We start from the raw sequence: 20,128 nt of genomic DNA on the forward strand, positions 1-20,128 counted from the left end.
CTCCGCTGTTTTTGATTTAAGTTTTATTTGTTGTATTCACTGTTCAAACTCATCTGGCTTCATTGAAGTACTCGCGATCTGTTTTGCGAGCGATTATACACAGTGGAGTTAAGTTAATCATCTGCACTAGGCATGAAGACTATTCCAATTAATGCACATAGACAAAATAGAGTACCTGCTAGATAGGTGTAATGAATAATTTCTGAAGCAATGTCCGCCAGCAGACTCACAAAACCAAGAGCCCAGATCCCCCAGGGCATTTTGGTGTCTTTGCTCGCCTTCTTGCTGTCCATCATGCTCCTTGTAAATACTAAATATTCCTTGAATATGCTTTATGTAGCAAGAGTCGCACAATATCTGAGGTACTTTTGTCATTGAGGGCTGAGGAATCGACTGATTTTTAAAAATGGGGCATGTATACCAAAGGTCGGGTGCTTCGCCGAATGGAGCTGCTTAAGGCAAGCCATTCGTGAAAACGCCAGACCAACGCTGACTGATCTTCAGAGAAAAGATTAGTCGTAGCACTATAATAGGAGTCGATTCCTCCGCATTGAGGGTCAGTCCACTGACCACGAGAAATAAGTCAGGACTTACGAAAAACCCCAATCTCTTTGTTAAAAGAACTTTTTAATTCGGTCATGTAGTCCATCTAAACTCCCTCATTAAACAGTTCTTTTGCCTCGACCTTGGGATTTTTCGTAAGTCCTGTAAGTATTTGCTTCAATCAAAAGTGCTCATACTGCAAGTTGTGCTTCTTGTTGCTTACTCCAACGCAACCTTTTATGATGTGAAGCATTCTCAAAAACCCTAAATACGGACATCCATGCCAAACAAAATCATTTGTATCGGTGGGGCAAATATCGATTTTAAATTAAAGTCACCTAATCCTCTTGTTTTAAATACATCAAATCCAATCCACTCGACCATTTCGTTTGGTGGGGTTGCACGAAATGTTGCTCATAATCTTGCCCAATTGACGTCTGATATTTACTTACAATGCCTTGTAGGAAATGATGCAAACGGACTCGCTCTTTTAACTCACGTGCAATCCTTAGGAGTCAATACCCAGTACTCAAAAATTATTGATGGTCAATCAACTTCTCAGTATTACGCCATATTGAATAACCAGGGTGAATTGTTTATAGGCCTTGCTGATATGGATATTTATAATGTCATTGATGACGAATTTATCACTTCTTCTTGGGATGATTGGAACAGCCAAAGCCTCATTTTCCTTGATACAAACCTACCGTCTTCCCATATTGACCTAATTTTGAAGAAAGCCAATTCTGTAGGGGCAAAATTATGTATTGACCCAGTTTCTGTGGAAAAGGCGAAGAGAATACCTGCTCAATTCGGCTCAATTTATTTGCTCAAACCAGATCGTAAAGAGGCAAGCACCTTAACGGGTATAACTATTGAATCTATAGATGACTGCATTAGAGCCGGCAAACTATTAAAAGACAGGGGTGTCCAAAACGTTGTTATCACACTGGGACAATTAGGATATGTTCTAGTCAATAATTCTGAACAAGTTTACGTGGCTGCGGAGGAAGTGAAACAGTCGATCGATGTGAGTGGTGCTGGAGATGCCTTTGTTGCAGGAATACTCTATGGCATCCAACTAGAAAAAAATATAGCTGAAGCCTGTCAAATTGGAGCTAAGGCAGCAGCACAAACCATTCAGACGTTGCAGACAGTCATTAAAAATCCGTAACTTAATACTCGCAAATGGCTTTTAAGTTTGCAGGCCCTGTGTTAGTAATCCTGGCCTGAGTGACTGCATCAGCTGAGAGGATGACTTGTTGTAAATTAGTCAAGGCTGAGGTCATGAAGTCACCTCTTTTAAAACTAGTGCCGTTGTATACCCCTTTTCCATTTAAAATTGAAATGGACACGTAATGTGTTTGGGTTGAACTTGCTCTTATTTCACAAACCATTTTCAGCGGAAGCCCAGTTGTATTAACCAAGTCGACTGGTTTATTCACTTCAAATATCCTTTCAATTGAAGCGGCAAAACTTGCATGAAATGAAACTGCTCCAATTAAGAAACTGGTGTAAACGAATTTGTTTTTAATGATTTGGTTCATGGTAACTATCTGAGCGTTAATCCGAGGTGGAATAAGCCTAAACCAAGACGACACTAATTTCAATCAAGCTTGTTACTGCTGAATGGAATAGGCTAGATAGAGTCGACATGCTCGCTTCGTAAGTACTCTCCGCCACCATATGCACAACATCAGACCAGTGAGAATTATTATTGTACATTGATTCATTTTCTGGTAACATTGCCCCCGACATTAACTAAAACTAACTGAGGATGTTGAATTATGGCATTACCTAAATTTCTTGAAAAGTATCAAGAAGAGTTTACCTTTGTAACCGATAACAATCTTTTACCTACAAAGAGTTACATTGCGGTTAAACGTTTCACTGAAAAGTATGAAAATACAGGTAAATTTTGGGACGGTATTGGCTCAATTGCGATCGATCCAATTTTTAATGGTTTAACTGCTTGTTATTATGCGCTAAGAGCTGTATGGGCTACCTTACGCGCGGTAGGAAATTTATTGGTTTTAAAACCCGGTGATGCTCTTGATGCTATCAAAGATGCAGGATTCCATTTAACCATGTCGATTTGTTTAGCAGTAATGGCTCCGATTCATGCGTTGACTAATGCTGTTGAACTGTTAACTAGAACCGTTTCTTCATGGTTTAGGAAAAGCTTGCCTGTAGAAAGCGTAGAATCGGCTGAAAACCCAAGTTATCTTGAACAATTCGCAGAGCAAGCCGGTCAATATACTAGAAACATGATTCCATCTGCTAGCTATTTCGGTGCTTCTCGATTCTTTTTACCTTATAAAGATGCCAACAAATGTCTTGCTCAAATGGCATCTCCATTCGTTATGATGGGTCTAACAGGATTCAATTCTTTGTATGAAGCTTATAGTGGCGTTAACTCAGCATTAGAGTGCATTGCTAATTTACTTATCGGCAAGCCTAAAGAAGCCCTTAAAGATCTTAAGGACTTGTCTATCCATTTCACTCTTGCAGTGAGCTTGGCAGTAATGACACCAATTAACTTTTTAGTTGAAGGGATTGCTTTCCTTACTCGAACTGGAAGTACTTGGTATTCTGCTTGCACTCAGCCTAAAGCTAATACTCTTTCGATAAATTCAGACGAAAGAGGAGAGTACATTTATGAGGAAGATACAGAAGGTTATGGTCTTAGCAGTAGTCATTAATTTATCAGAAGTGTAATTCCAATACCTACAAGCTATCATGTAAAGCAGTAACCGACCTTCTTGGTTGCTGCTTTGCATATCACCTCTTAATTAAATCTAGCATTTAATTATCAATTCACTGTGGGTTGATGTATTGCCTACGCAATGACTAAACCTATTCGAAACATGACCAATAATTGTATTTTGAAGCCTATTTGCATACAATTGGTCGATATTAAAACTACGAGGTTGTTATGTATTTTAAAGACTCCAATTTTGAAGAACGATACAATGAATTCTGGAACTCTGGTGCTGTTTATGCCGACAAACAAATAAGCCAATTCATGGAAAAAGGGTTTGGTCTTCTACAACAAGGAGAGTACTTCTCTCTACTCACTAAATACGCAGAAACAGCCAGCACTCTAGTGACAAATTTAAACCGTCAAACTTGGAGTATACCGTTTGATGATCAAGACTATGTCTCTGAATACATTGCTGCAACTTTGCAAACGATGCAAGAAGACTTCCTAAGATACAGATCCAAACTGGCAGCCAATTATGGTGAGAAATCACTGTGTGTCGATTTGATTGACAACTCTTTATCTAATTTATCGCAATTGGCTAATCATGATAAAGTAGAGCCTAATCTTTTTATGTAATGCTCTGGTTTAACCCCTTATTTTTAGGATTAAAAACAAGGGGTTAACAAATGGATATTGCTCAGATAATTACCGCTGTTCCATAGCACAACACTTCTGTGCCTACTTGCCCAATTTCACCTGTATCATAACGCATCGCAATGATGCCATTTGCATTCAGTTTTTGGGCATGTTCAAGCATTAATTGATAGGCCTCTTCCCGTGCATGTTCGCACATTTCTGAATAAGCCCCTATTTTTCCCCCAACTATAGATTTTAACCCACCTAACAGCCCCTGGGTGATTGTAGGAGATCGGACGACAATCCCCCTAACGATGCCTAAGTATTGCTTAATTTCCTTACCTTCTATGTGGCTTCCTGTCGTTATAAGCATGATCATGTCCTTATTTAGGATTTCATTTATCGTTTATTTTATAATTCATACACCTTCTTATTTACTGTCACAAGGTCCCATTTAACTTGAGTAATCTCAGGCAGCTTTTCACAAGGCATTTTTTCGGAATAGCGTAAAAACTCCAATGCATCTCGAATGTACTGTTTTACCTCATTCAAGTGTTTAGTGAGTAAATTATCACCCGCCAATTTAGTATAAAGACCAGCCATATTCAGTTTATAAGTACAAGAGGCGCTCGATTGGTCAGTCTTAAGCTCATACAAATGATTAGAAATTAAATGACATTCAGAAGCTAATGTTTGAACATCAGTAGTATTCCCAATTCCGGGAATACTCATTAGCAAAAACAACATCGGCATTAAAAGCAATGTCCTTAACATCCTTTAACTCCTTTTGGTTATCCCTATCATGATGTGATATATTAGCTCTTCCGTATTGATTTCTTCAAACAAATTTAACTGTACCAGGATGGTTTCTATGAGTATGAAGCAGGACGCACTGAAGTTTGCAATTGTATTTATTTCATTAATCACTCTAAGCTTTGCATCGCTAACCCATGCTGTTGGGAATACTGTCGTTGCTGTTGATGTCGATGGCGTAACTGGACAGTATACCTCCATCGTATTGGACTCACAGGGTTATCCGACCATCAGTTATTACGATGCCTCCGAACAAAAATTAAAAATTGCACATTGTTTTACAAGAACCTGTAGCCGGTTTAACTCGATTGTTACTCCTGATGGCGCAACTAATATTGGTAAATACACGTCAATTGCGCTTGATAACACCGGTTTACCTGTAGTGAGCTATTATGATGAGACAAACTCTGCCTTAAAAGTATTACACTGCGGTAATATCGCTTGCTCTCTAAATAATACCATTGCTACACCTGATATTATGGGTACTGTTGGGATGTATACCTCAATTACAGTGGATAATAATAATTATCCTGTTGTCAGTTATTACGATGCAAGCAACGGTAAACTAAAAATCCTACATTGTGGAAATACCTCCTGCACTTCTGGAAACAGCATCGTTAAACCTGATCTAAGTAGTAGTAATGGAGTACAGAGTTCTATTAAATTGAACTCTGCTGGAAACCCTGTCGTTGCTTACTTTGATTTTACAAATACAGCGCTTAAAATTTTAAGTTGTGGGAATGCCCAATGCAGTTCTGGCAATTCGATCACAACGGTTGACTCAAGCGCTGATGTTGGACGATATCCCTCATTGATGCTTGACAGTGGCCAAAAGCCTGTTGTGAGCTATCTGGATGCAACCAATGGAAAATTAAAAGTATTGCATTGCGGTAATGCACTTTGCACATCGGGGAATTCGCTAGCCTCCATAGCAAGTAACGGCATTGCCGGTTATTACTCATCATTGTCTCTAGATGCGAATAACATACCGACCATCAGCTATTACGATTCAACAAATCAGAATTTAAACGTTGTACGTTGCGGTGATGCTAATTGTGCCAATAACAACCTCATTAGCATACCTGATAATACGGGTAGTGTGGGCTTATATACTTCATTAAAGCTCGATGCCAGCAGCAATCCCGTGGTTAGTTATTACGACAGCAGCAACGCAAACCTAAATGTTTTACGTTGTGGTAGCCCTACATGCGGTCCAAACTCAGTTTATGTTGGTGACATGGCAACGGATGTTGGTCGCTATAGCGCAATTAAACTTGACTCTAATGGTCGACCTGTCGTTAGTTATTGGGATGAAACAAATGGAGATCTTAAGTTATTGCATTGCGGTGATTCCTCTTGCAGTCAAGGAAATTCAATCACCAGCCCCTACACCAGTGGAAACGCAGGATGGGATACTTCCCTTGATATAGATGCAAGTGGCAATCCTGTCATTAGTTTCTATGATTTCTCAGCCCAGGTCATGCGAATTATGCATTGTACCAGTGCCGATTGTAGTGGCGTAAATCCAGTTGCAACTCCAGATATTTTATCCAGACGAGCATCATCCTTAGCCCTAGATCCAGTTGGTAATCCAGTAGTTGCTTCAGCTGGACAATCTGATCAAGGGTTAAGAGTAGTCCATTGTGGTGATGCCAACTGTTCAGCAAACAATAGCATTGCTTCCCCTGATTTTCCCGTATTTCCTGCTAATGCTGACGTTCGAGGTGTGTCTTTAGTTCTTGATGGCTTGGGTTATCCCGTAGTTAGCTTTTTTCGCGCCGACAAAAACCAATTGAAATTGCTCCATTGTGGTGATGTGAATTGCACAGGCCCAAACAATACTATGTCTATTCTTGATCCAGGTGCGCAAGCAGCTGATCATCGAAGTACTTCTGTTACTCTGGATCCAAGTGGTAATCCAGTGATTGCCTATTGGGATACTGCTAATTCCGCACTAAAAGTGATACACTGCGGTAATGCAGCCTGTAGCTCGGGCAATACCATTGCTTCCCCTGCAACCGGACCCAATGTTGGTATACAACCCTCTATCAAAATTGATGGTGAAACAGGTAATCCAATTGTTAGCTATGGAACAAGCAACTCGATGTCGATACTGTATTGTGGAAATACGACCTGTACAGCCGGCAATGTGACAACAGCAGTTGACCCAACCAGTCAGGGGCAAGATAGTGCTCTAGTGCTTGATGCAAATAATAACCCTGTTGCGAGTTACTATGTTACAACGGGCAAACACATTAAAGTGTTACATTGTGCAACGAAGAGCTGTCAATAGATGATTCATCCCCTGCATTTGTTGTACGAGAGGCAATGTATGTATCAGCTCGCTGGCCAGGTGATGTGTTTACTTTCGCTAAGACCTTTAAGGAACCCTGTGCTCTCCCTACACTGCCTTGCTGCTCTCGATTAAGCCGTTTAGCCCATGCAGCTACTGGATTATTGACTGTGTTATGAGTTGCAAGCCAATTGGCTGACACAGGTCGTGAAACGGTTTTTAAGGCTTGCCAATTGGCATCGTAAACAGTGACCGTTATCGCATCAATTTCTGTAACCTTACTGTAAGACACCCAAGCAATTGCTTCACCTTCTCCTGCTGGATAAGCTTGTGAAGGGTTTAGCTTTAGATGTTGCAAAAGTGAATCCCCTAGACTGCTTCCAACAGCTTGAAAACGCAGCGGCTGCTCACTTTTATAATGAATGCGAACATAAAGCACCTCCTCGTTATTTAAAACAGCAGGAGAATTAGGACTTGTATCGACAAGCTCAACGCTCATTGCGACTGTCGTGGTTGAATACGCCAGTATCATGACAATGAAGAGCAGCTTCATCGTTTTACGTTTAAACATAATTACATAGTCCCTTAAAAATGATCCACTCTACAGGTTACCTATAAATTAAAGTTCAAAGAAGCTCGTCTAGCAAATAGTTGCTCAAGAACTTGTATAATATTTAATCTATTGTATGCTTAAATTAAGTCATGACTCCAAAGATCATTCAAATTGTGGAATTTGAAAATAAGGACATGAGTGAAAATGAAAGCTTTTGATTCTTTAGTCATTGAGTTTGACTTAAAACACCATAGCTTCAAAAGAATTGCGCTTGAAGAGTTGAATATAGACCGTAAAGAAGCGCATAAAATATACTGGGTACATAGCGATTTAAATAAACGGAAAGAGTTTAAGCAGATATCCGAAAAACTTCGACTGCCTACTCAGGTATCAAAAATTGGTGCTGAGAAGAAATGTACGTCGCATATGATTGATACCAATGATGCACTTACGCTACAGATACAGCATTTAACCTCCCATGAAATCAATGATAACTATGAAGTCGATTTTGGTAATTTATTGATTCACCTTACCGCTAATTTTTGTTTTACTGCGTCAGCCCATCCCTCACCAGTTCTGTTCGAGTTTTTAAACAACTGCCATCAATCTGTTCATTATGCAAAAACCCCTTGTTTTATTCTATTTTTAATTTTTGAAGGTGTTATTAATGAATACGCAAGCATTTTGTTTGACTATGAAGAAATAACGGATGAACTTGATATTGAAGTGCGAAAAAATGTAAATAACATCTATTCAGAAGTTGTCGAAGCAAAACATCAGGTCATGAAAATGAAACGTTATATGATTGCAATTCGAGAAATCCTAATGCGCATTACATCGAGAAATATTTCTGTTATTTCTGAACAATGTCGCACATCATTGTATAACTTATCGAATCATAGCCATCTGGTAGTGAATGAGATCGATTCAATACGAGATGTGTTTAATAGTTTGTTAGGGCAAATTGATAATGGACTGATGCAAAAGATGAGCGCTGCTATGCGCGTGTTAACCGCTTATGCCGCTATTTTTTTGCCATTAACGTTAATTACTGGAATATATGGTATGAATTTCGAATGGATTCCAGAACTAAAATGGAAATATGGCTATTTTTGGGCGCTTTCACTACTCATTATCTGTGCAGTATTCTTGATTTTATTCTTTAAAAAGAAAAAATGGTTTTAGTACGCTGTACCTAATCTCAAGATTTTCTCGGAAAACAACTCTATAGCTACAACCAGTTGTCTATAATTAATAGACACGGATTAGACACTTTTGCTGAAGCTCCAAACCAATGAAAATTCTGATTTCAATTCAACATAGCGTCTATCTCGAAACCGTATAAATTATAGACAGTCAAAAATGGATAAAGAACAATTAGCGAACTAAAAATTACTTATTGTTGCATGCGCGTCTAGAGCTGCATCAATTTGATGTTCATCAAAGACCAACACACCCTCTTCTTGCAATAAAGCTGCTGTTACACCTGAGCCATCGATTAATTTTTTTGAAAAAGTACCGTCATAAATAAGACCTGAACCACAAGAAGGACTCTTGGCTTTCAATATTGCAACGCGAATATTGTGTTTTTTTACTAAAGCCAATGCATTTTGAGCACCTTGAACAAAAGCTGAAGTTACATCATCGCCATTATTAGCCTGTACTCTAGCATTATGGTTTAACACGTCTAAACCCGTTTTAGCTCCCTGAATTTCTGCAGGCGGTCGAGGAGTTGATAATCCCCCACTGACTTCTGGGCATAGGGTAATAATATTACCTTGTTTAAAATGGGCCTGTAGTCGTCCATGTTGCTGCAAACAATCACCTCCATCATATCTAACTTTATGCCCTAAAAGGCAAGCACTCATCAGTATTTTTGGCATAATCGATCTCTACAGCAATAATTGTTGTAAATTGTATCACATACTCTCATTGAGTGATAAGCTCCAAGGGGATGGAGCAAACTCTGGCTGGGACTAGGGGAATAGCTTTTTGGCAATCTCTGCCACATGGCGTCCTTGCGAGCGCGCTATTTTTTCTCTATTTCTAGAGGCGTACGACTGCCATCAGCACCAGCTATTGTTCCTGCACCATAAGGTGAGCTACCACGCATCTCTGTCAAAACCGTCAAACTTTGCTCGCTATAGGGCATTCCCGCAATCAGCATTCCATGATGCGCCAATGTATGCCAAAAAGAGGTTATGGTTGTCTCATTCCCACCGCCCGTTCCGGTTGAAACAAATACGCTACCCACTTTACCAATCAATTTCCCTTGCACCCATAAACCACCGGTTTGATCCAGAAAGTTTCTCATTTGTGCCGACATGTTACCAAATCGAGTTGGAGTCCCAAAAATAATTGCATCGTAATTTGCAAGCTCAGCAGGCTCTGCTACTGGAGCCTTTTGATTCATTTTTACCCCGGCTTTTTTGGCAATTTCTTCAGGCATGGTTTCAGCGACTCGTTTAACGTCAACGTCCACTCCCTCTACTTCTCGAACACCCTCAGCGACAGCATAAGCCATTGTTTCTACGTGGCCATAACTTGAGTAATACAGAACCAGTACTTTCGTCATTATACTCCCCTACTAAAATGTCTAATCGAATTTAGCATAGCATTCTCTGATAAGGTATAGAATAGGGGAGTTATTTTGCCTTTACTGAATATTACATTCCCCTCATTTGCGCTGAAAACTTCATGGGCTCAAAGGCACTCTTCGATTCCAATATCTCTTTTTGAATTACCAAGATTTTCTCCGCATATATCTTGGCTTTCATCTCTTTTGTCTTGTGACATTGTTCTATTTCAGTTGGTGTAAGTCTTAACATCAGTTGCACGTAATCGTCAGACGCTACTTTTGAATCTTGGGAGTAGGTTTTTCCTAAGCTTCCTTTGTGGATAAGCTCCAGAACATCAAGACGGATAGGGTGCTTTGGAGGGTCAAAAAAGCGTACTCCTGTATTTTTTCTTTGTAGCTCTCCCCTTTTTTTTAGTTCTGTTAGAGAATCTTGCATCATTTGTAGAAAGTTCGTGAAACCAGCAATAGGATCTACTTGACCAAGTGCAACTTGATTAAGAATTTTGATGCTTTTGCCACGACAGTACTCTTCAAGTAAATCATCCAATTCATTCACAAAGTGAGGTAATTCAACCGTTGTATTCAAACTTTCCATAAAATGAGTACCGGTGAGTATGCTGCCTGAATAGCGTTTTCTATTTGTTCCGTCAGAAAATTCATCCAGTAATGAGGGGGTAAGGCTACTGTGGCATGCTTCTGTTAAATTCGTGAAACGATCTAAGGAGCGCCCTCTACCGTGTTGCAAATCAGTGTGACCTAATATTGGATGGAATCCCGTGTTGTAATAGGCAATCATGGTGTAAAAAAACAAATCAACACGACGACTTGCGTGCTCGACAATAAGTTGTTTGGATAAATTAAGTGTTGCCTGGTCGTTTTCATGTTCTTTTTGCAGCTCCCGCCATGAATAAGGCAAAGATAAAGCAGCGCTGTAGTTATCGGTATAGGTGGTTTTTATGCGTTTTCTATGATGTGCTGAGTGAAGCCTTGTTGAAGAACCCAAAAAGGCGTAGTCGCTCGAATGACTTAGCGGCTTAGTGGGGGTAGTTTCAACATCACTTTGCTTATGAACCGGTGTTCTTGTTTCTTGTGCTTTGAGATTTACTCGAATGGATTGGTGAGTTGCAGCAAATGCTGGTAGAAGTCTAGTCTCTCCAGCCAAGTTCTTAGCAATACGATATAGGCGTGCCATGGTTCGCTCCTTAATTTACAACTGGCTGCCACCACTGGGCAACCAACTTTATTCCTATTCAAGGATTCCACTGTCTCAACTTTTCATATCGTTAAATTATTATCCACAACCTCCTTGTCATTTTGGCCTGCCAAGATACACAATTAACATAAATTCTACGAGAATGCAAAAATAAGATCTAAGCGGCCGGACTTAGACCGATTGAGGGAGGTGTAATCAAGGCCTTATTCACTAATTCTAGAAGAGCAGTTGAATAGAAACATGTCCTAAAATAACTTTTTTTTGTCCGAATACACCAAGCAGCCACCCTCAAAAAATGACTACAATCTACACCATTAGTAGAATATATGAATCATTAAGGTGTTGTTTGGATCGGAGTTTTTGTGTTTAAACATTTTAGTTCCCCATCTCTACCGAAAGACTGGAATGACTTAAAGGCTAGGCTTATCAACTTTCCTGCAGAAAGAGAAGCTCTAAAAGCCCATGTCTTAAACAATATCTCAAACATCGTTATTATTGCTGATCTGGTCAATGCCATTGAGTTATTTCCTGAATTAAAAAACAATTTAGTAAGGCATACCGTAAATAATGGCCAATTCGCTAACTCATACGCTCAAAAGCGACTATCCGAAATTTTTAACCGAAGCGCCCAATCTTATAACCAAGTAAGGGTTTCCCTGCCTATAGATACATGGGTTCAATACCTATAAAACATCGCTAATGCAGGCTACGGGGTGATTGTCTTTAAAATAAAACTTACCCTATCCTCAACGTCTAGAAAAGGAACATCAATTAAGGTATATCCCCATTGCTGATAGGCTTCTTTCAGCGCATTATACGTATCTACACTTTCTGCAAAATCTTGCCGCCGTTCACTATCATTTGTGTAAATTGTCTTCCATGGAGGAAACATAAAAACCTTTTGATTATATCTGTATTGAATTACAGCTTGATTCACTTGCTGGTGTTCTTTATGACAAAAAGCCTTTGCATAAGCCGCTAAATCAGGCATTCCTCTGTCAAAAAATACGACATCTTGTTGAGTTTGCATCATTTTGTAATCACTGAGGGAGTGTCTCAACATAAGTTCTAAAAACGCGTCTCTATCCCCTGTATGTAATGCATCCCCACCCATTGAATGTTGTTCTTTAATGATGTCACGAGCAACTTCCGGTACTGTTAGGTAACCTTTTTGGGATAAAGAAGTTAGAACACTTGTTTTTCCAGTACCAGGTCCACCCGTTAAAATAAAAAAATTAGTTTTCATCTCAAGTTTTAATCGTTATAAGAGGAGTGTATTGCTATTCTCTTCAAAATTAGTCACATCACCTACCCAAGCCGATTGTTCGCTTTTATAGTTCATGTATCAATTCATCTCCATGACTAGTTTGGCATAAATGTACTCACCCTTAATTTTCTTGTCAATCTGGAATCCATTCCGGTTAAAATTCTCAATCCCTTGTACTAATTAGCTATTTCAGTAGAACTGGAAAATAATCCTGAAATCCATCCCCTACCATTGCAACTATTTGCTTGTATAATGCACCCTCATACTTACCAATCAGTGGACTTTCATTTGAATCAAGAGAATCAAACACCTTATGAGCGACTCAACCCAGCTGTCATTTTGGATGCAATTGAAAGTATTGGTTTTCTTTGCACAGGTAGCCTACTTGCACTCAATAGTTACGAAAATCGCGTTTATCAAATAGGGATTGAAGGGGCTGAACCCATTATTGCGAAATTTTATAGACCTAATCGTTGGAGTTCAGCTGCTATTCTAGAAGAGCATCAGTTTTCAAGTGAATTGGCTCAGCATGAAATTCCCATTGTTGCTCCTCTAGCATTCAACAATCTGACTTTACACCATTATCATGAGTTCAGATTTGCCCTCTTTCCCAGACGTGGTGGCCATCCTTTAGAATTGGATAACAATGAGCAATTAGAGTGGATGGGCCGTTTTATAGGTCGCCTTCACAGAGTCAGCGCATGCCAGCCATTTAAGCACCGCATCCAATTAAATAGTCAAAACTATGGCTATGAACCCTACCAATTTCTTATTGAGCAAAACTTTATTCCGGATTATTTAAAGCCTAATTTTTGCAACACCGTTGAAACAGCCTTGCAAAAAATTAAACAGATAATGGATTGCATAGGTCAAATTGATCAAATAAGATTACACGGCGATTGTCATGCAGGAAATGTGTTATGGAATGAAGCGGGACCTCAAATTGTGGATTTAGATGATTGTCTCATGGGACCAGCAATACAAGACATTTGGATGTTGCTCTCTGGCGAAGCGAGAGAAATGGAAGGACAGCTTGAGAAAATTCTCAATGGATATTGTGAATTTCATGATTTTAACTTCTGTGAACGCCATTTAATTGAAGTGTTTCGTACATTACGCATGCTGCATTATTCAGGATGGCTCGCAAAACGTTGGGCAGATCCAGCATTTCCTGTGAATTTTCCCTGGTTTAACACGCCGGTGTACTGGCAAAATCAGATAATAAATCTTAATGAGCAGATTGAATTATTAGATAAGATTGAATGCTAAACAGAAGGAGATATCATCTTCCTAATCAAAGTCTATCAATGAGCACTAAATAACCGTTTTATTCTCATAACCAATGAAGAATCAATAACAACGTTTTATAGAGGGTAAGTAATCATGAAAAGTATTAAGAGCAATGCTCCATCTGTTATGGGATTTGTTCTAAGTTTACTAGTAAGCTCCACTTCTATGGCCTGGTATGGGGGCGCTGTAAGCATAGGCTGGGGAGGACCAAATGTTCATTATCATGGAGATGATATCCGAGTCTATAATCCAGGGGGGTATGGCTATGGTGGTTATTATTACAACCCTGCTCCTGTTATTGTCCCTAATGTAGTCATTAATGTTCCTGTGCAGAGATATTATCCGCGTGTTTGTGAGGAAGTTGAGGTTTGTGATAATTACACCGGTGAATGTTGGTTAGATCAACTTTGCCGTTAAACCATGATTTCTTGATACAAGAGCCGTGTTACGGATACACTATTTTTCTGTAGCACGACTTACCTAAATCTTCCCCATAGGATTTGCCCTTCAAACCATATAATATAGACAGCCATATCAGGTCAGAGTAATTGTTCAATCATTCTCTAATTTGATAATCATTGAAATGGAACAGGACTTACGAAAAACCCCAAGGTCGAGGCAAAAGAACTTTTTAATGAGGGAGTTTAGATGGACTAAATGACCGAATTAAAAAGTTCTTTTAACAAAGAGATTGGGGTTTTTCGTAAGTCCTGTGGAATTCTAATTAACAAAAGGAGTTTGTTATGAAGGTAAATTATTTATTGGGGACTTTGTTTTTATCGCCCCTTCTTGCTTTTTCAAGTTCGGATAACATCAAAGATGGTTTTATGTTCTCCTCAATCCCAGAACATAAAAACACTGTTGTAAGGCATTATAGTAATGAACAAAAAATGCCCGATCTTAAGCAGATGTCTCAAAGAAGCATTGATTTTCCAACTCAAATTGTTCGTGTAAATGGGAGTGTTGCGGGTTTGGAACTTAGCTGTGACGAAGTAGAAAATGAAATTGACCATGTATTTTCAGAAAAAATCTTACCCGATCTCTTTACCTACAACATCTATGTTAATTGCGCCTACGATTATAAAAGCCCAGAACAATATGCAGTCAGCTTTTCTATTCAGAGTTATTTTGACCCATTAACTGATGAAGGCATTGAATATTTAAAAACCTATCTGAAAGAGTATAATGGTTATAATTTATTTGATACCACCCCACTACAAATTGAAAATGCCAAAGGCATTATTAGTTCAATAAATCTTAATGCTGGGTTAAAAAGCAACCCTGATAAAACTCCATTGATGCTTTACAGCCAAGATCGCAGCAATATTTATTTTAAAAGTAATTTTGAAATGCGAAAGGAGTTAATTAATGACATTTATCAACGATTTTACACAAACGATCCTGAAGTCATTCTACCCTTTTTAGATAAATGGATTTACCCTTCAGCTGGGACAGTTTATTACTCAATTTTACAAGCATCCAATTATCTTGAATTACAACCAGAAAGAATATTTCTGATGGAAAACGAAGGAGATATCTTCGTATCCAACCTAAAATATTATTTTGCAAGTCTTTGTATGAAAAGATTTCCTAATAAACACTGCTTGTGATAAATTAGTGACGGACCTCATTGAAAATTTCGGTCCGTCCAAAATTACACAAACTGTTCAGATCTAAATGGGGTCCGTCCCGGTCCGTCCCCAATCTAACTTTTTGGGTTATTCTCCTTACTCTTGGGATGGGTCTCCTGGTAAACAGTGAATGACCTCCCTCGCATGGATAAAGTGGCTCTAAGAACATAAAGTTGCGTTGTTGGTGAGATACAACTCCAATCAACATGTATCCACGGTGTGCTTTCATTTTCAATGAGAAGGTGATTTATCACTTCATAAAATAAGGGAATTTCTTCTTGCAAGTGATGATTGCCCAAGAGCCGATTGACTCGTTCGATGTTACTACCTTCCTTTACTTTGCTAGTAATATTTCTTCCAAGATGAGTCAAACTTAGGGTATTGCCGTTAATAAGTGCCTCGCAGCAAGCCTCTATTCCTTGTAAGCGCTTTTTATGAATGAATGGTAGTTCTTTTTGTAGAAAACTATGCAATAATTTTAGCGGTCGCATGATGCCTCTTTATAAATCTTATACTCTTCTTGAACGAATCGTATTTGATCATATAGGCATCTGCGCTTTCAACTAATCCTTTATCGTTAATCCCTTTTTATATTTCAACTCAATCAACCTGTTTCTTTATTTCTCAGTTTTGTGTGGAACGCTCAGGGTCCGTCCCCAATCTAACTCTACTGTTTTAAATAGTTATTAATCCATTCTTTTCTTAAGTGTCGTTCAGAAGGTTGTCTACTTATGGTTGGTCTATTGCATGAGGATTCAAAAGCTTTTTTCATGAGTAGTAAAGATTGATATTCCTGAAATTCTAAGGTTTTGGCATCCTCATCTAAAATGGCACTTAATGAACTGTCTTTCAGTTTATCTAAGTATTCTTTGGCGCCATCCAGGGTTTTAAACTGAATAATGAACTTGCCCTCCGAGGGTTTGTGCTCAATTCTTGCAACTTGTTTAATATTCAAGCCAATATGAGCCATAAAGAATCTTCCATTAAAGGGTGCCATATAGAGTTCTGACTGATGTGCTGCTAATAGAAATTCCTTTCTGTCTTTGTATTGAAGACTAATGCGATTTCCAAATACAGTATGGGGTAAAGGACATTCAAATTTTTCTTTTAAAATTTTAGAGTACTCTAATGCCTTAAACTCAGTAAGAAATAAAATATCAAAATCGCCCCAACTAGAATTAAATTGCGTTTTTAATACAAACGCATTATTTAAATACAAATTTTTGGTTAACCACTCTTGGTCAAACGGTATGTATGACGGTTGAGTCGTCCTATCAAGCTTTAAAAAACTCATTGATAACCTCTAGCTCACATGCTCTACATGAGAGAAATAAAAAGCACTATTATAGTCCATAAATTGAACTATGTAAACATTATATGTATACATTGATCGTTTTTGACTCCGCGCGGGATTGTTGTGCTTGAAGCAATGGGTTAGCACCTATTAAACCTCTGTTTTTAAAGCAGATCGCTGTAGATTAAAATATTGATTATGGATATTGGGGGACCTATTATTAACTGCTATTGGCATGCATTCATCCTAGAAGTTAACTGATTTTCGCAAAAATCACTTTTCAATTGCTCTAGTTTATACATCTGAATCTAAATTTAAATCCATGAAAACTATGAAAATCTGTTCACTAAAAATATCGATCTAATTATCAAAATATCTCTGCTCGGGTTCATAAAACTGATATCATCGATGCGCTTGCGATAAACCCGCATGTTCTATAGTTGCTTGGGTAATATCCATGAAAATTTCTTAGTGAATGAGGCGACATTATTTTGTTTCATTACAATAAATTCAAGTCATGGTTATGAATGAAGAGCCGATGAAGGCATCAACTTGCTATTAAGAAGTGTAATTAGCGGAGAATGTTTTTTGTGAAAAGTATCATTGCACTTTTGGTATTAGTTATCGCAATGCCTGGTTTTGCAGCTGAGCGCGTTATAAATCTTGTTGTTGAATACAAAACTGTTTATTTTGCAGGAAAGCCCATAAGGGCCATTTCAGTGAATAATCAAATTCCAGCCCCTACTTTACGGTTTAAACAAGGAGATCATGTCAGCATTCATGTTCATAATCACCTTAACGAAGAAACCGCCATTCACTGGCATGGAATTATATTACCTTGGCAAATGGATGGGGTTTTAGGCATTACACAAAAAGGAATACCTCCAGGTGGTGTTTTTCATTATCAATTCACTTTAGACCAATCAGGCACTTATTGGTACCATGCCCATGCAGGTCTTCAAGAGCAACAAGGATTGTATGGGGCCTTATTAATCGACCCTAACAAAAAACCGTTATACCACTATACAAAGGATTATGTCATTGTTCTGTCGGATTGGAGTAACACCCATGCCGATCAAATTCTAAAAAACCTCAAAAAACAGGGAGATTATTATGCTCCTAGATTTCCCCTGCAACCCACTCTTGCAAAATTTTTGCATGATTATCAAAAGGCTTCGAAAGAAAAACGAAAACAGCTATTAGACGATTATAAAGGAATGCAACAGTCTCGGATGAGTATATACGATTTGAGTGATGTGGCGTATGACGCATTCCTTTTAAACGGCCATGCCTCAAATCAACCATGGACCGCTCCTGTTAAATTAAATGATGTGGTTCGACTACGATTCATTGGTGCTGGAGGTAGTAGTATCTTCAACGTCAAAATACCTGGTATAAAGATGCAAATGGTGCATGTTGAAGGCAATGACATCAAACCTTACTTTGTTAATAGTTTTGCAATAGCACCCGGTGAAACTTACGATGTTCTGGTGAAAATCAAGGAAAAGAACCCTTATATCATCTATGCTGAGTCACGAGACACATTAGGTGCGGCTGTTGGAGCACTGACCACCTCTCCTGATCAAATTGTTAATTACAAAGCAGTACCCCCTTTTCCTGAGCCAGAAAACGTTTCGCAAGAAATGATGTCCATGATGATGGAAAGCATGAATCATGATATGTCTCAAATGAGTACAAGTCATCATAAAATGGACATGCACCATCACCCTATGGCCAATCACTCCATGAGTATGGCCATGCCTACAGAGCCCAGTATTATTGGCGACCACTTCTCTCCCTCAACACTCTCTTATTCCACATCAATGGGGACTAAATATCAAAATATGGTGGCAGCTATTCCTACGAATGATCCCAATGAACCAGTATCGCAAGTGATTAAAATGGAATTATTTGGCTACATGGAGCGATTTATTTGGTTTGTTAATGGGGTGCCCGAATACAATGCTCATCCTATCGAACTAAAGCCAGGAAAACGATATCGTTTTGTTTTTACCAATAACTCAATGATGCATCATCCCATGCACATCCATGGCCACTGGTTTATCTTGCGTAAAGGCCAGGGCAAGTACGATCCGATGCTTCATACCATTGATATACCACCCGGTGCAACCATCACAGCGGATGTTGACACTGATGCTAGTGGGCAATGGCTTTTTCATTGTCATATGCTGTATCACATGATGACTGGCATGTCTCGTGTGTTTCAATATTCAACCCTCATTGAACTTTCAAAAGGAAAAATCAAACCGCAGAATATCGAAAAACAAACAGTCTATCACAATAGACCAATAGTACGAGTCGATGAAATAAGACCGATTGATAAAGCACTTATAAAACATCCAATGGCCCATCCTACTGGATTCTGGTTTGCATCCTTTTTGGATATAGGTGCTGACCCATTTAATAATGCGCAGCGCCTGTCCTATAGAGGCTTATATGGCCCTGATTATAACAAACTAGAATTGTACACCAACGAAGCTGAGGTATTTAAAGGCAATCTAGAAAATGCAGACATTGATGTTTTTTATTGGCACCTTATTAATCAATTTTGGGCTGTTAAAGGGGGAGCGAATTACTTTAATAAGCCATCTATGACACCCTATTGGCAACCCGGTATCGGGATTGAAGGACTGATGCCTTATTTTATTGATACGAACGCACGCGTTTATTTTTATGGAGGCAGTGTGAAATTGGATTTAGAGCTTTCTCGTGATACTCAACTTTTTAATAATTTTCTAGTTCGTACAAGCCTACGAAGTCTGGTTGCCTCAAAAACGGTACCTAATGCTGTTATTGGCAATGGACTCAACCAAATGCGTTACAGCATAAGGCCTTACTATCGACTTACTCCAGGTTTAAATGTTTATGTGGAATTTGAAAACGAAAAAGACTATGGTGCGTTTAAATCCATTGAAAGGACATTGGGTGAGCAAACAACAGCAAACACAGTGACTTTTGGACTTTCTCTTGTGTTATAAAATTCATGAAGGTCCTTTATTGTATTACTTAAACCATCTCAATGAAGCCATTCATTAATATGTGGTTGACTAATCCAATCAAGAATGAGCTTTTCTTGGATTTATTTACTGGCAGGACTTACGTAAAACCCCAAGGTCGAGGCAAAAATAAATTTCAATGAGGGAGTTTAGATAAGCTAAATGACCGAATTGAAATTTATTTTTAACGAAGAGATTGGGGTTTTGTGTAAGCATTTCAAGCACAAAGTGCTCCGCATCTATAAATAACTTTAAGTATTTTATGTGTACAATTTCGTGCGATGGGATCATGAACA

At 38.7% G+C, this 20,128-nt stretch carries 22 protein-coding genes; 10 read left to right on the top strand and 12 right to left on the bottom strand.

The window, feature by feature from the left end:
- Positions 1–113: 113 nt before the first annotated feature.
- Positions 114–293: a hypothetical protein gene (locus Lwal_RS07485; RefSeq protein ID WP_058480191.1), complete on the bottom strand. Its 180-nt coding sequence runs from the start codon at positions 291–293 to the stop codon at positions 114–116.
- 530 nt (positions 294–823) lie between these two features.
- On the opposite strand from Lwal_RS07485, the gene Lwal_RS07490 reads away from it, so the two are divergent.
- Positions 824–1,717: a carbohydrate kinase family protein gene (locus tag Lwal_RS07490; RefSeq protein WP_058480192.1), complete on the top strand. Its 894-nt coding sequence runs from the start codon at positions 824–826 to the stop codon at positions 1,715–1,717.
- Between the two features lies 1 nt (position 1,718).
- On the opposite strand, the gene Lwal_RS07495 is transcribed toward Lwal_RS07490, so the two are convergent.
- Entirely contained in the window at positions 1,719–2,090 is a 372-nt protein-coding gene (locus Lwal_RS07495) for a hypothetical protein (RefSeq protein ID WP_058480193.1), read from the bottom strand.
- Positions 2,091–2,330: 240 nt separating this feature from the next.
- Here Lwal_RS07495 and Lwal_RS07500 point away from each other — a divergent pair, with 240 nt between their 5' ends.
- Both Lwal_RS07500 and Lwal_RS07505 read left to right on the top strand, forming a co-directional pair.
- Complete coding sequence (locus tag Lwal_RS07500; RefSeq protein ID WP_065235656.1) at positions 2,331–3,245, top strand: hypothetical protein; 915 nt, start codon at positions 2,331–2,333, stop codon at positions 3,243–3,245.
- Positions 3,246–3,478: 233 nt separating this feature from the next.
- Positions 3,479–3,883, top strand: coding sequence for a hypothetical protein (locus Lwal_RS07505; RefSeq protein ID WP_058480194.1), 405 nt, complete (start codon positions 3,479–3,481; stop codon positions 3,881–3,883).
- Between the two features lie 61 nt (positions 3,884–3,944).
- Here Lwal_RS07505 and Lwal_RS07510 read toward each other — a convergent pair whose 3' ends face one another.
- Together Lwal_RS07510 and Lwal_RS07515 are read right to left on the bottom strand one after the other, a co-directional pair.
- Positions 3,945–4,262: a YbjQ family protein gene (locus Lwal_RS07510; protein WP_058480195.1), complete on the bottom strand. Its 318-nt coding sequence runs from the start codon at positions 4,260–4,262 to the stop codon at positions 3,945–3,947.
- A 32-nt stretch (positions 4,263–4,294) separates the two neighbouring features.
- A complete protein-coding gene (locus Lwal_RS07515; RefSeq protein WP_058480196.1) occupies positions 4,295–4,657 on the bottom strand; it encodes a hypothetical protein in 363 nt (120 codons plus the stop codon).
- 97 nt (positions 4,658–4,754) lie between these two features.
- On the opposite strand from Lwal_RS07515, the gene Lwal_RS07520 reads away from it, so the two are divergent.
- On the top strand, positions 4,755–6,989 hold the full coding sequence (locus Lwal_RS07520; protein WP_058480197.1) for a hypothetical protein: 2,235 nt from the start codon (positions 4,755–4,757) through the stop codon (positions 6,987–6,989).
- On the opposite strand, the gene Lwal_RS07525 is transcribed toward Lwal_RS07520, so the two are convergent.
- A complete protein-coding gene (locus tag Lwal_RS07525) occupies positions 6,952–7,560 on the bottom strand; it encodes a hypothetical protein (protein WP_058480198.1) in 609 nt (202 codons plus the stop codon). The genes Lwal_RS07520 and Lwal_RS07525 overlap by 38 nt on opposite strands.
- A 186-nt stretch (positions 7,561–7,746) precedes the next feature.
- Here Lwal_RS07525 and Lwal_RS07530 point away from each other — a divergent pair, with 186 nt between their 5' ends.
- The gene (locus Lwal_RS07530) at positions 7,747–8,727 is read left to right on the top strand and encodes a magnesium transporter CorA family protein (protein ID WP_058480199.1); all 981 of its coding nucleotides are present in this window, start codon (positions 7,747–7,749) and stop codon (positions 8,725–8,727) included.
- Positions 8,728–8,927: 200 nt separating this feature from the next.
- Here the strand turns inward: Lwal_RS07530 and Lwal_RS07535 are convergent, their stop codons facing one another.
- The 3 genes from Lwal_RS07535 to Lwal_RS07545 form a co-directional block, all read right to left on the bottom strand.
- Positions 8,928–9,425 (bottom strand): 2-thiouracil desulfurase family protein, encoded by a 498-nt coding sequence (locus Lwal_RS07535; protein WP_058480200.1) that lies wholly within the window; start codon positions 9,423–9,425, stop codon positions 8,928–8,930.
- Positions 9,426–9,571: 146 nt separating this feature from the next.
- A complete protein-coding gene (gene wrbA, locus Lwal_RS07540; protein ID WP_331712950.1) occupies positions 9,572–10,117 on the bottom strand; it encodes an NAD(P)H:quinone oxidoreductase in 546 nt (181 codons plus the stop codon).
- Positions 10,118–10,208: 91 nt separating this feature from the next.
- Positions 10,209–11,312 carry a hypothetical protein gene (locus Lwal_RS07545; protein ID WP_058480201.1) on the bottom strand — a complete coding sequence of 368 codons (1,104 nt, stop codon included), beginning with the start codon at positions 11,310–11,312 and terminating at the stop codon, positions 10,209–10,211.
- 383 nt (positions 11,313–11,695) lie between these two features.
- Between Lwal_RS07545 and Lwal_RS07550 the strand changes: the two genes are divergently transcribed.
- Positions 11,696–12,022, top strand: a complete 327-nt coding sequence (locus Lwal_RS07550) for a hypothetical protein (protein ID WP_058480202.1) — start codon at positions 11,696–11,698, stop codon at positions 12,020–12,022.
- A 17-nt stretch (positions 12,023–12,039) separates the two neighbouring features.
- On the opposite strand, the gene Lwal_RS07555 is transcribed toward Lwal_RS07550, so the two are convergent.
- Positions 12,040–12,579 (bottom strand): AAA family ATPase, encoded by a 540-nt coding sequence (locus Lwal_RS07555; RefSeq protein WP_058480203.1) that lies wholly within the window; start codon positions 12,577–12,579, stop codon positions 12,040–12,042.
- A gap of 309 nt (positions 12,580–12,888) precedes the next feature.
- Here Lwal_RS07555 and Lwal_RS07560 point away from each other — a divergent pair, with 309 nt between their 5' ends.
- From Lwal_RS07560 to Lwal_RS07570, 3 genes are all read left to right on the top strand, one after another.
- Positions 12,889–13,869 carry a serine/threonine protein kinase gene (locus Lwal_RS07560; RefSeq protein WP_058480228.1) on the top strand — a complete coding sequence of 327 codons (981 nt, stop codon included), beginning with the start codon at positions 12,889–12,891 and terminating at the stop codon, positions 13,867–13,869.
- Between the two features lie 114 nt (positions 13,870–13,983).
- Entirely contained in the window at positions 13,984–14,307 is a 324-nt protein-coding gene (locus Lwal_RS07565; protein WP_058480204.1) for a hypothetical protein, read from the top strand.
- 326 nt (positions 14,308–14,633) lie between these two features.
- Positions 14,634–15,500, top strand: a complete 867-nt coding sequence (locus Lwal_RS07570; protein WP_058480205.1) for an Lpg0189 family type II secretion system effector — start codon at positions 14,634–14,636, stop codon at positions 15,498–15,500.
- A 95-nt stretch (positions 15,501–15,595) separates the two neighbouring features.
- Here the strand turns inward: Lwal_RS07570 and Lwal_RS07575 are convergent, their stop codons facing one another.
- Together Lwal_RS07575 and Lwal_RS07580 are read right to left on the bottom strand one after the other, a co-directional pair.
- Positions 15,596–16,012 carry a hypothetical protein gene (locus Lwal_RS07575; RefSeq protein ID WP_058480206.1) on the bottom strand — a complete coding sequence of 139 codons (417 nt, stop codon included), beginning with the start codon at positions 16,010–16,012 and terminating at the stop codon, positions 15,596–15,598.
- 176 nt (positions 16,013–16,188) lie between these two features.
- Positions 16,189–16,815 (bottom strand): hypothetical protein, encoded by a 627-nt coding sequence (locus tag Lwal_RS07580; RefSeq protein ID WP_058480207.1) that lies wholly within the window; start codon positions 16,813–16,815, stop codon positions 16,189–16,191.
- A 581-nt stretch (positions 16,816–17,396) separates the two neighbouring features.
- Here Lwal_RS07580 and Lwal_RS07585 point away from each other — a divergent pair.
- A complete protein-coding gene (locus Lwal_RS07585) occupies positions 17,397–19,814 on the top strand; it encodes a multicopper oxidase domain-containing protein (protein ID WP_058480208.1) in 2,418 nt (805 codons plus the stop codon).
- A 105-nt stretch (positions 19,815–19,919) separates the two neighbouring features.
- Here the strand turns inward: Lwal_RS07585 and Lwal_RS17895 are convergent.
- Positions 19,920–20,128: hypothetical protein (locus Lwal_RS17895; protein WP_238584284.1), on the bottom strand; the 209-nt coding region annotated here is incomplete at its 5' end.

It is taken from the genome of Legionella waltersii, from assembly GCF_001468085.1.
Taxonomy (GTDB): Bacteria; Pseudomonadota; Gammaproteobacteria; order Legionellales; family Legionellaceae; genus Legionella; species Legionella waltersii.

What these genes read in the sequence shown, in the direction of transcription:
- Lwal_RS07485 (WP_058480191.1), bottom strand. Translation starts at nt 293, where the DNA reads ATGGACAGCAAGAAGGCGAGCAAAGACACCAAAATGCCCTGGGGGATC.
- Lwal_RS07490 (WP_058480192.1), top strand. Translation starts at nt 824, where the DNA reads ATGCCAAACAAAATCATTTGTATCGGTGGGGCAAATATCGATTTTAAA.
- Lwal_RS07495 (WP_058480193.1), bottom strand. Translation starts at nt 2,090, where the DNA reads ATGAACCAAATCATTAAAAACAAATTCGTTTACACCAGTTTCTTAATT.
- Lwal_RS07500 (WP_065235656.1), top strand. Translation starts at nt 2,331, where the DNA reads ATGGCATTACCTAAATTTCTTGAAAAGTATCAAGAAGAGTTTACCTTT.
- Lwal_RS07505 (WP_058480194.1), top strand. Translation starts at nt 3,479, where the DNA reads ATGTATTTTAAAGACTCCAATTTTGAAGAACGATACAATGAATTCTGG.
- Lwal_RS07510 (WP_058480195.1), bottom strand. Translation starts at nt 4,262, where the DNA reads ATGATCATGCTTATAACGACAGGAAGCCACATAGAAGGTAAGGAAATT.
- Lwal_RS07515 (WP_058480196.1), bottom strand. Translation starts at nt 4,657, where the DNA reads ATGTTAAGGACATTGCTTTTAATGCCGATGTTGTTTTTGCTAATGAGT.
- Lwal_RS07520 (WP_058480197.1), top strand. Translation starts at nt 4,755, where the DNA reads ATGAGTATGAAGCAGGACGCACTGAAGTTTGCAATTGTATTTATTTCA.
- Lwal_RS07525 (WP_058480198.1), bottom strand. Translation starts at nt 7,560, where the DNA reads ATGTTTAAACGTAAAACGATGAAGCTGCTCTTCATTGTCATGATACTG.
- Lwal_RS07530 (WP_058480199.1), top strand. Translation starts at nt 7,747, where the DNA reads ATGAAAGCTTTTGATTCTTTAGTCATTGAGTTTGACTTAAAACACCAT.
- Lwal_RS07535 (WP_058480200.1), bottom strand. Translation starts at nt 9,425, where the DNA reads ATGCCAAAAATACTGATGAGTGCTTGCCTTTTAGGGCATAAAGTTAGA.
- wrbA (WP_331712950.1), bottom strand. Translation starts at nt 10,117, where the DNA reads ATGACGAAAGTACTGGTTCTGTATTACTCAAGTTATGGCCACGTAGAA.
- Lwal_RS07545 (WP_058480201.1), bottom strand. Translation starts at nt 11,312, where the DNA reads ATGGCACGCCTATATCGTATTGCTAAGAACTTGGCTGGAGAGACTAGA.
- Lwal_RS07555 (WP_058480203.1), bottom strand. Translation starts at nt 12,579, where the DNA reads ATGAAAACTAATTTTTTTATTTTAACGGGTGGACCTGGTACTGGAAAA.
- Lwal_RS07565 (WP_058480204.1), top strand. Translation starts at nt 13,984, where the DNA reads ATGAAAAGTATTAAGAGCAATGCTCCATCTGTTATGGGATTTGTTCTA.
- Lwal_RS07570 (WP_058480205.1), top strand. Translation starts at nt 14,634, where the DNA reads ATGAAGGTAAATTATTTATTGGGGACTTTGTTTTTATCGCCCCTTCTT.
- Lwal_RS07575 (WP_058480206.1), bottom strand. Translation starts at nt 16,012, where the DNA reads ATGCGACCGCTAAAATTATTGCATAGTTTTCTACAAAAAGAACTACCA.
- Lwal_RS07580 (WP_058480207.1), bottom strand. Translation starts at nt 16,815, where the DNA reads ATGAGTTTTTTAAAGCTTGATAGGACGACTCAACCGTCATACATACCG.
- Lwal_RS07585 (WP_058480208.1), top strand. Translation starts at nt 17,397, where the DNA reads ATGTTTTTTGTGAAAAGTATCATTGCACTTTTGGTATTAGTTATCGCA.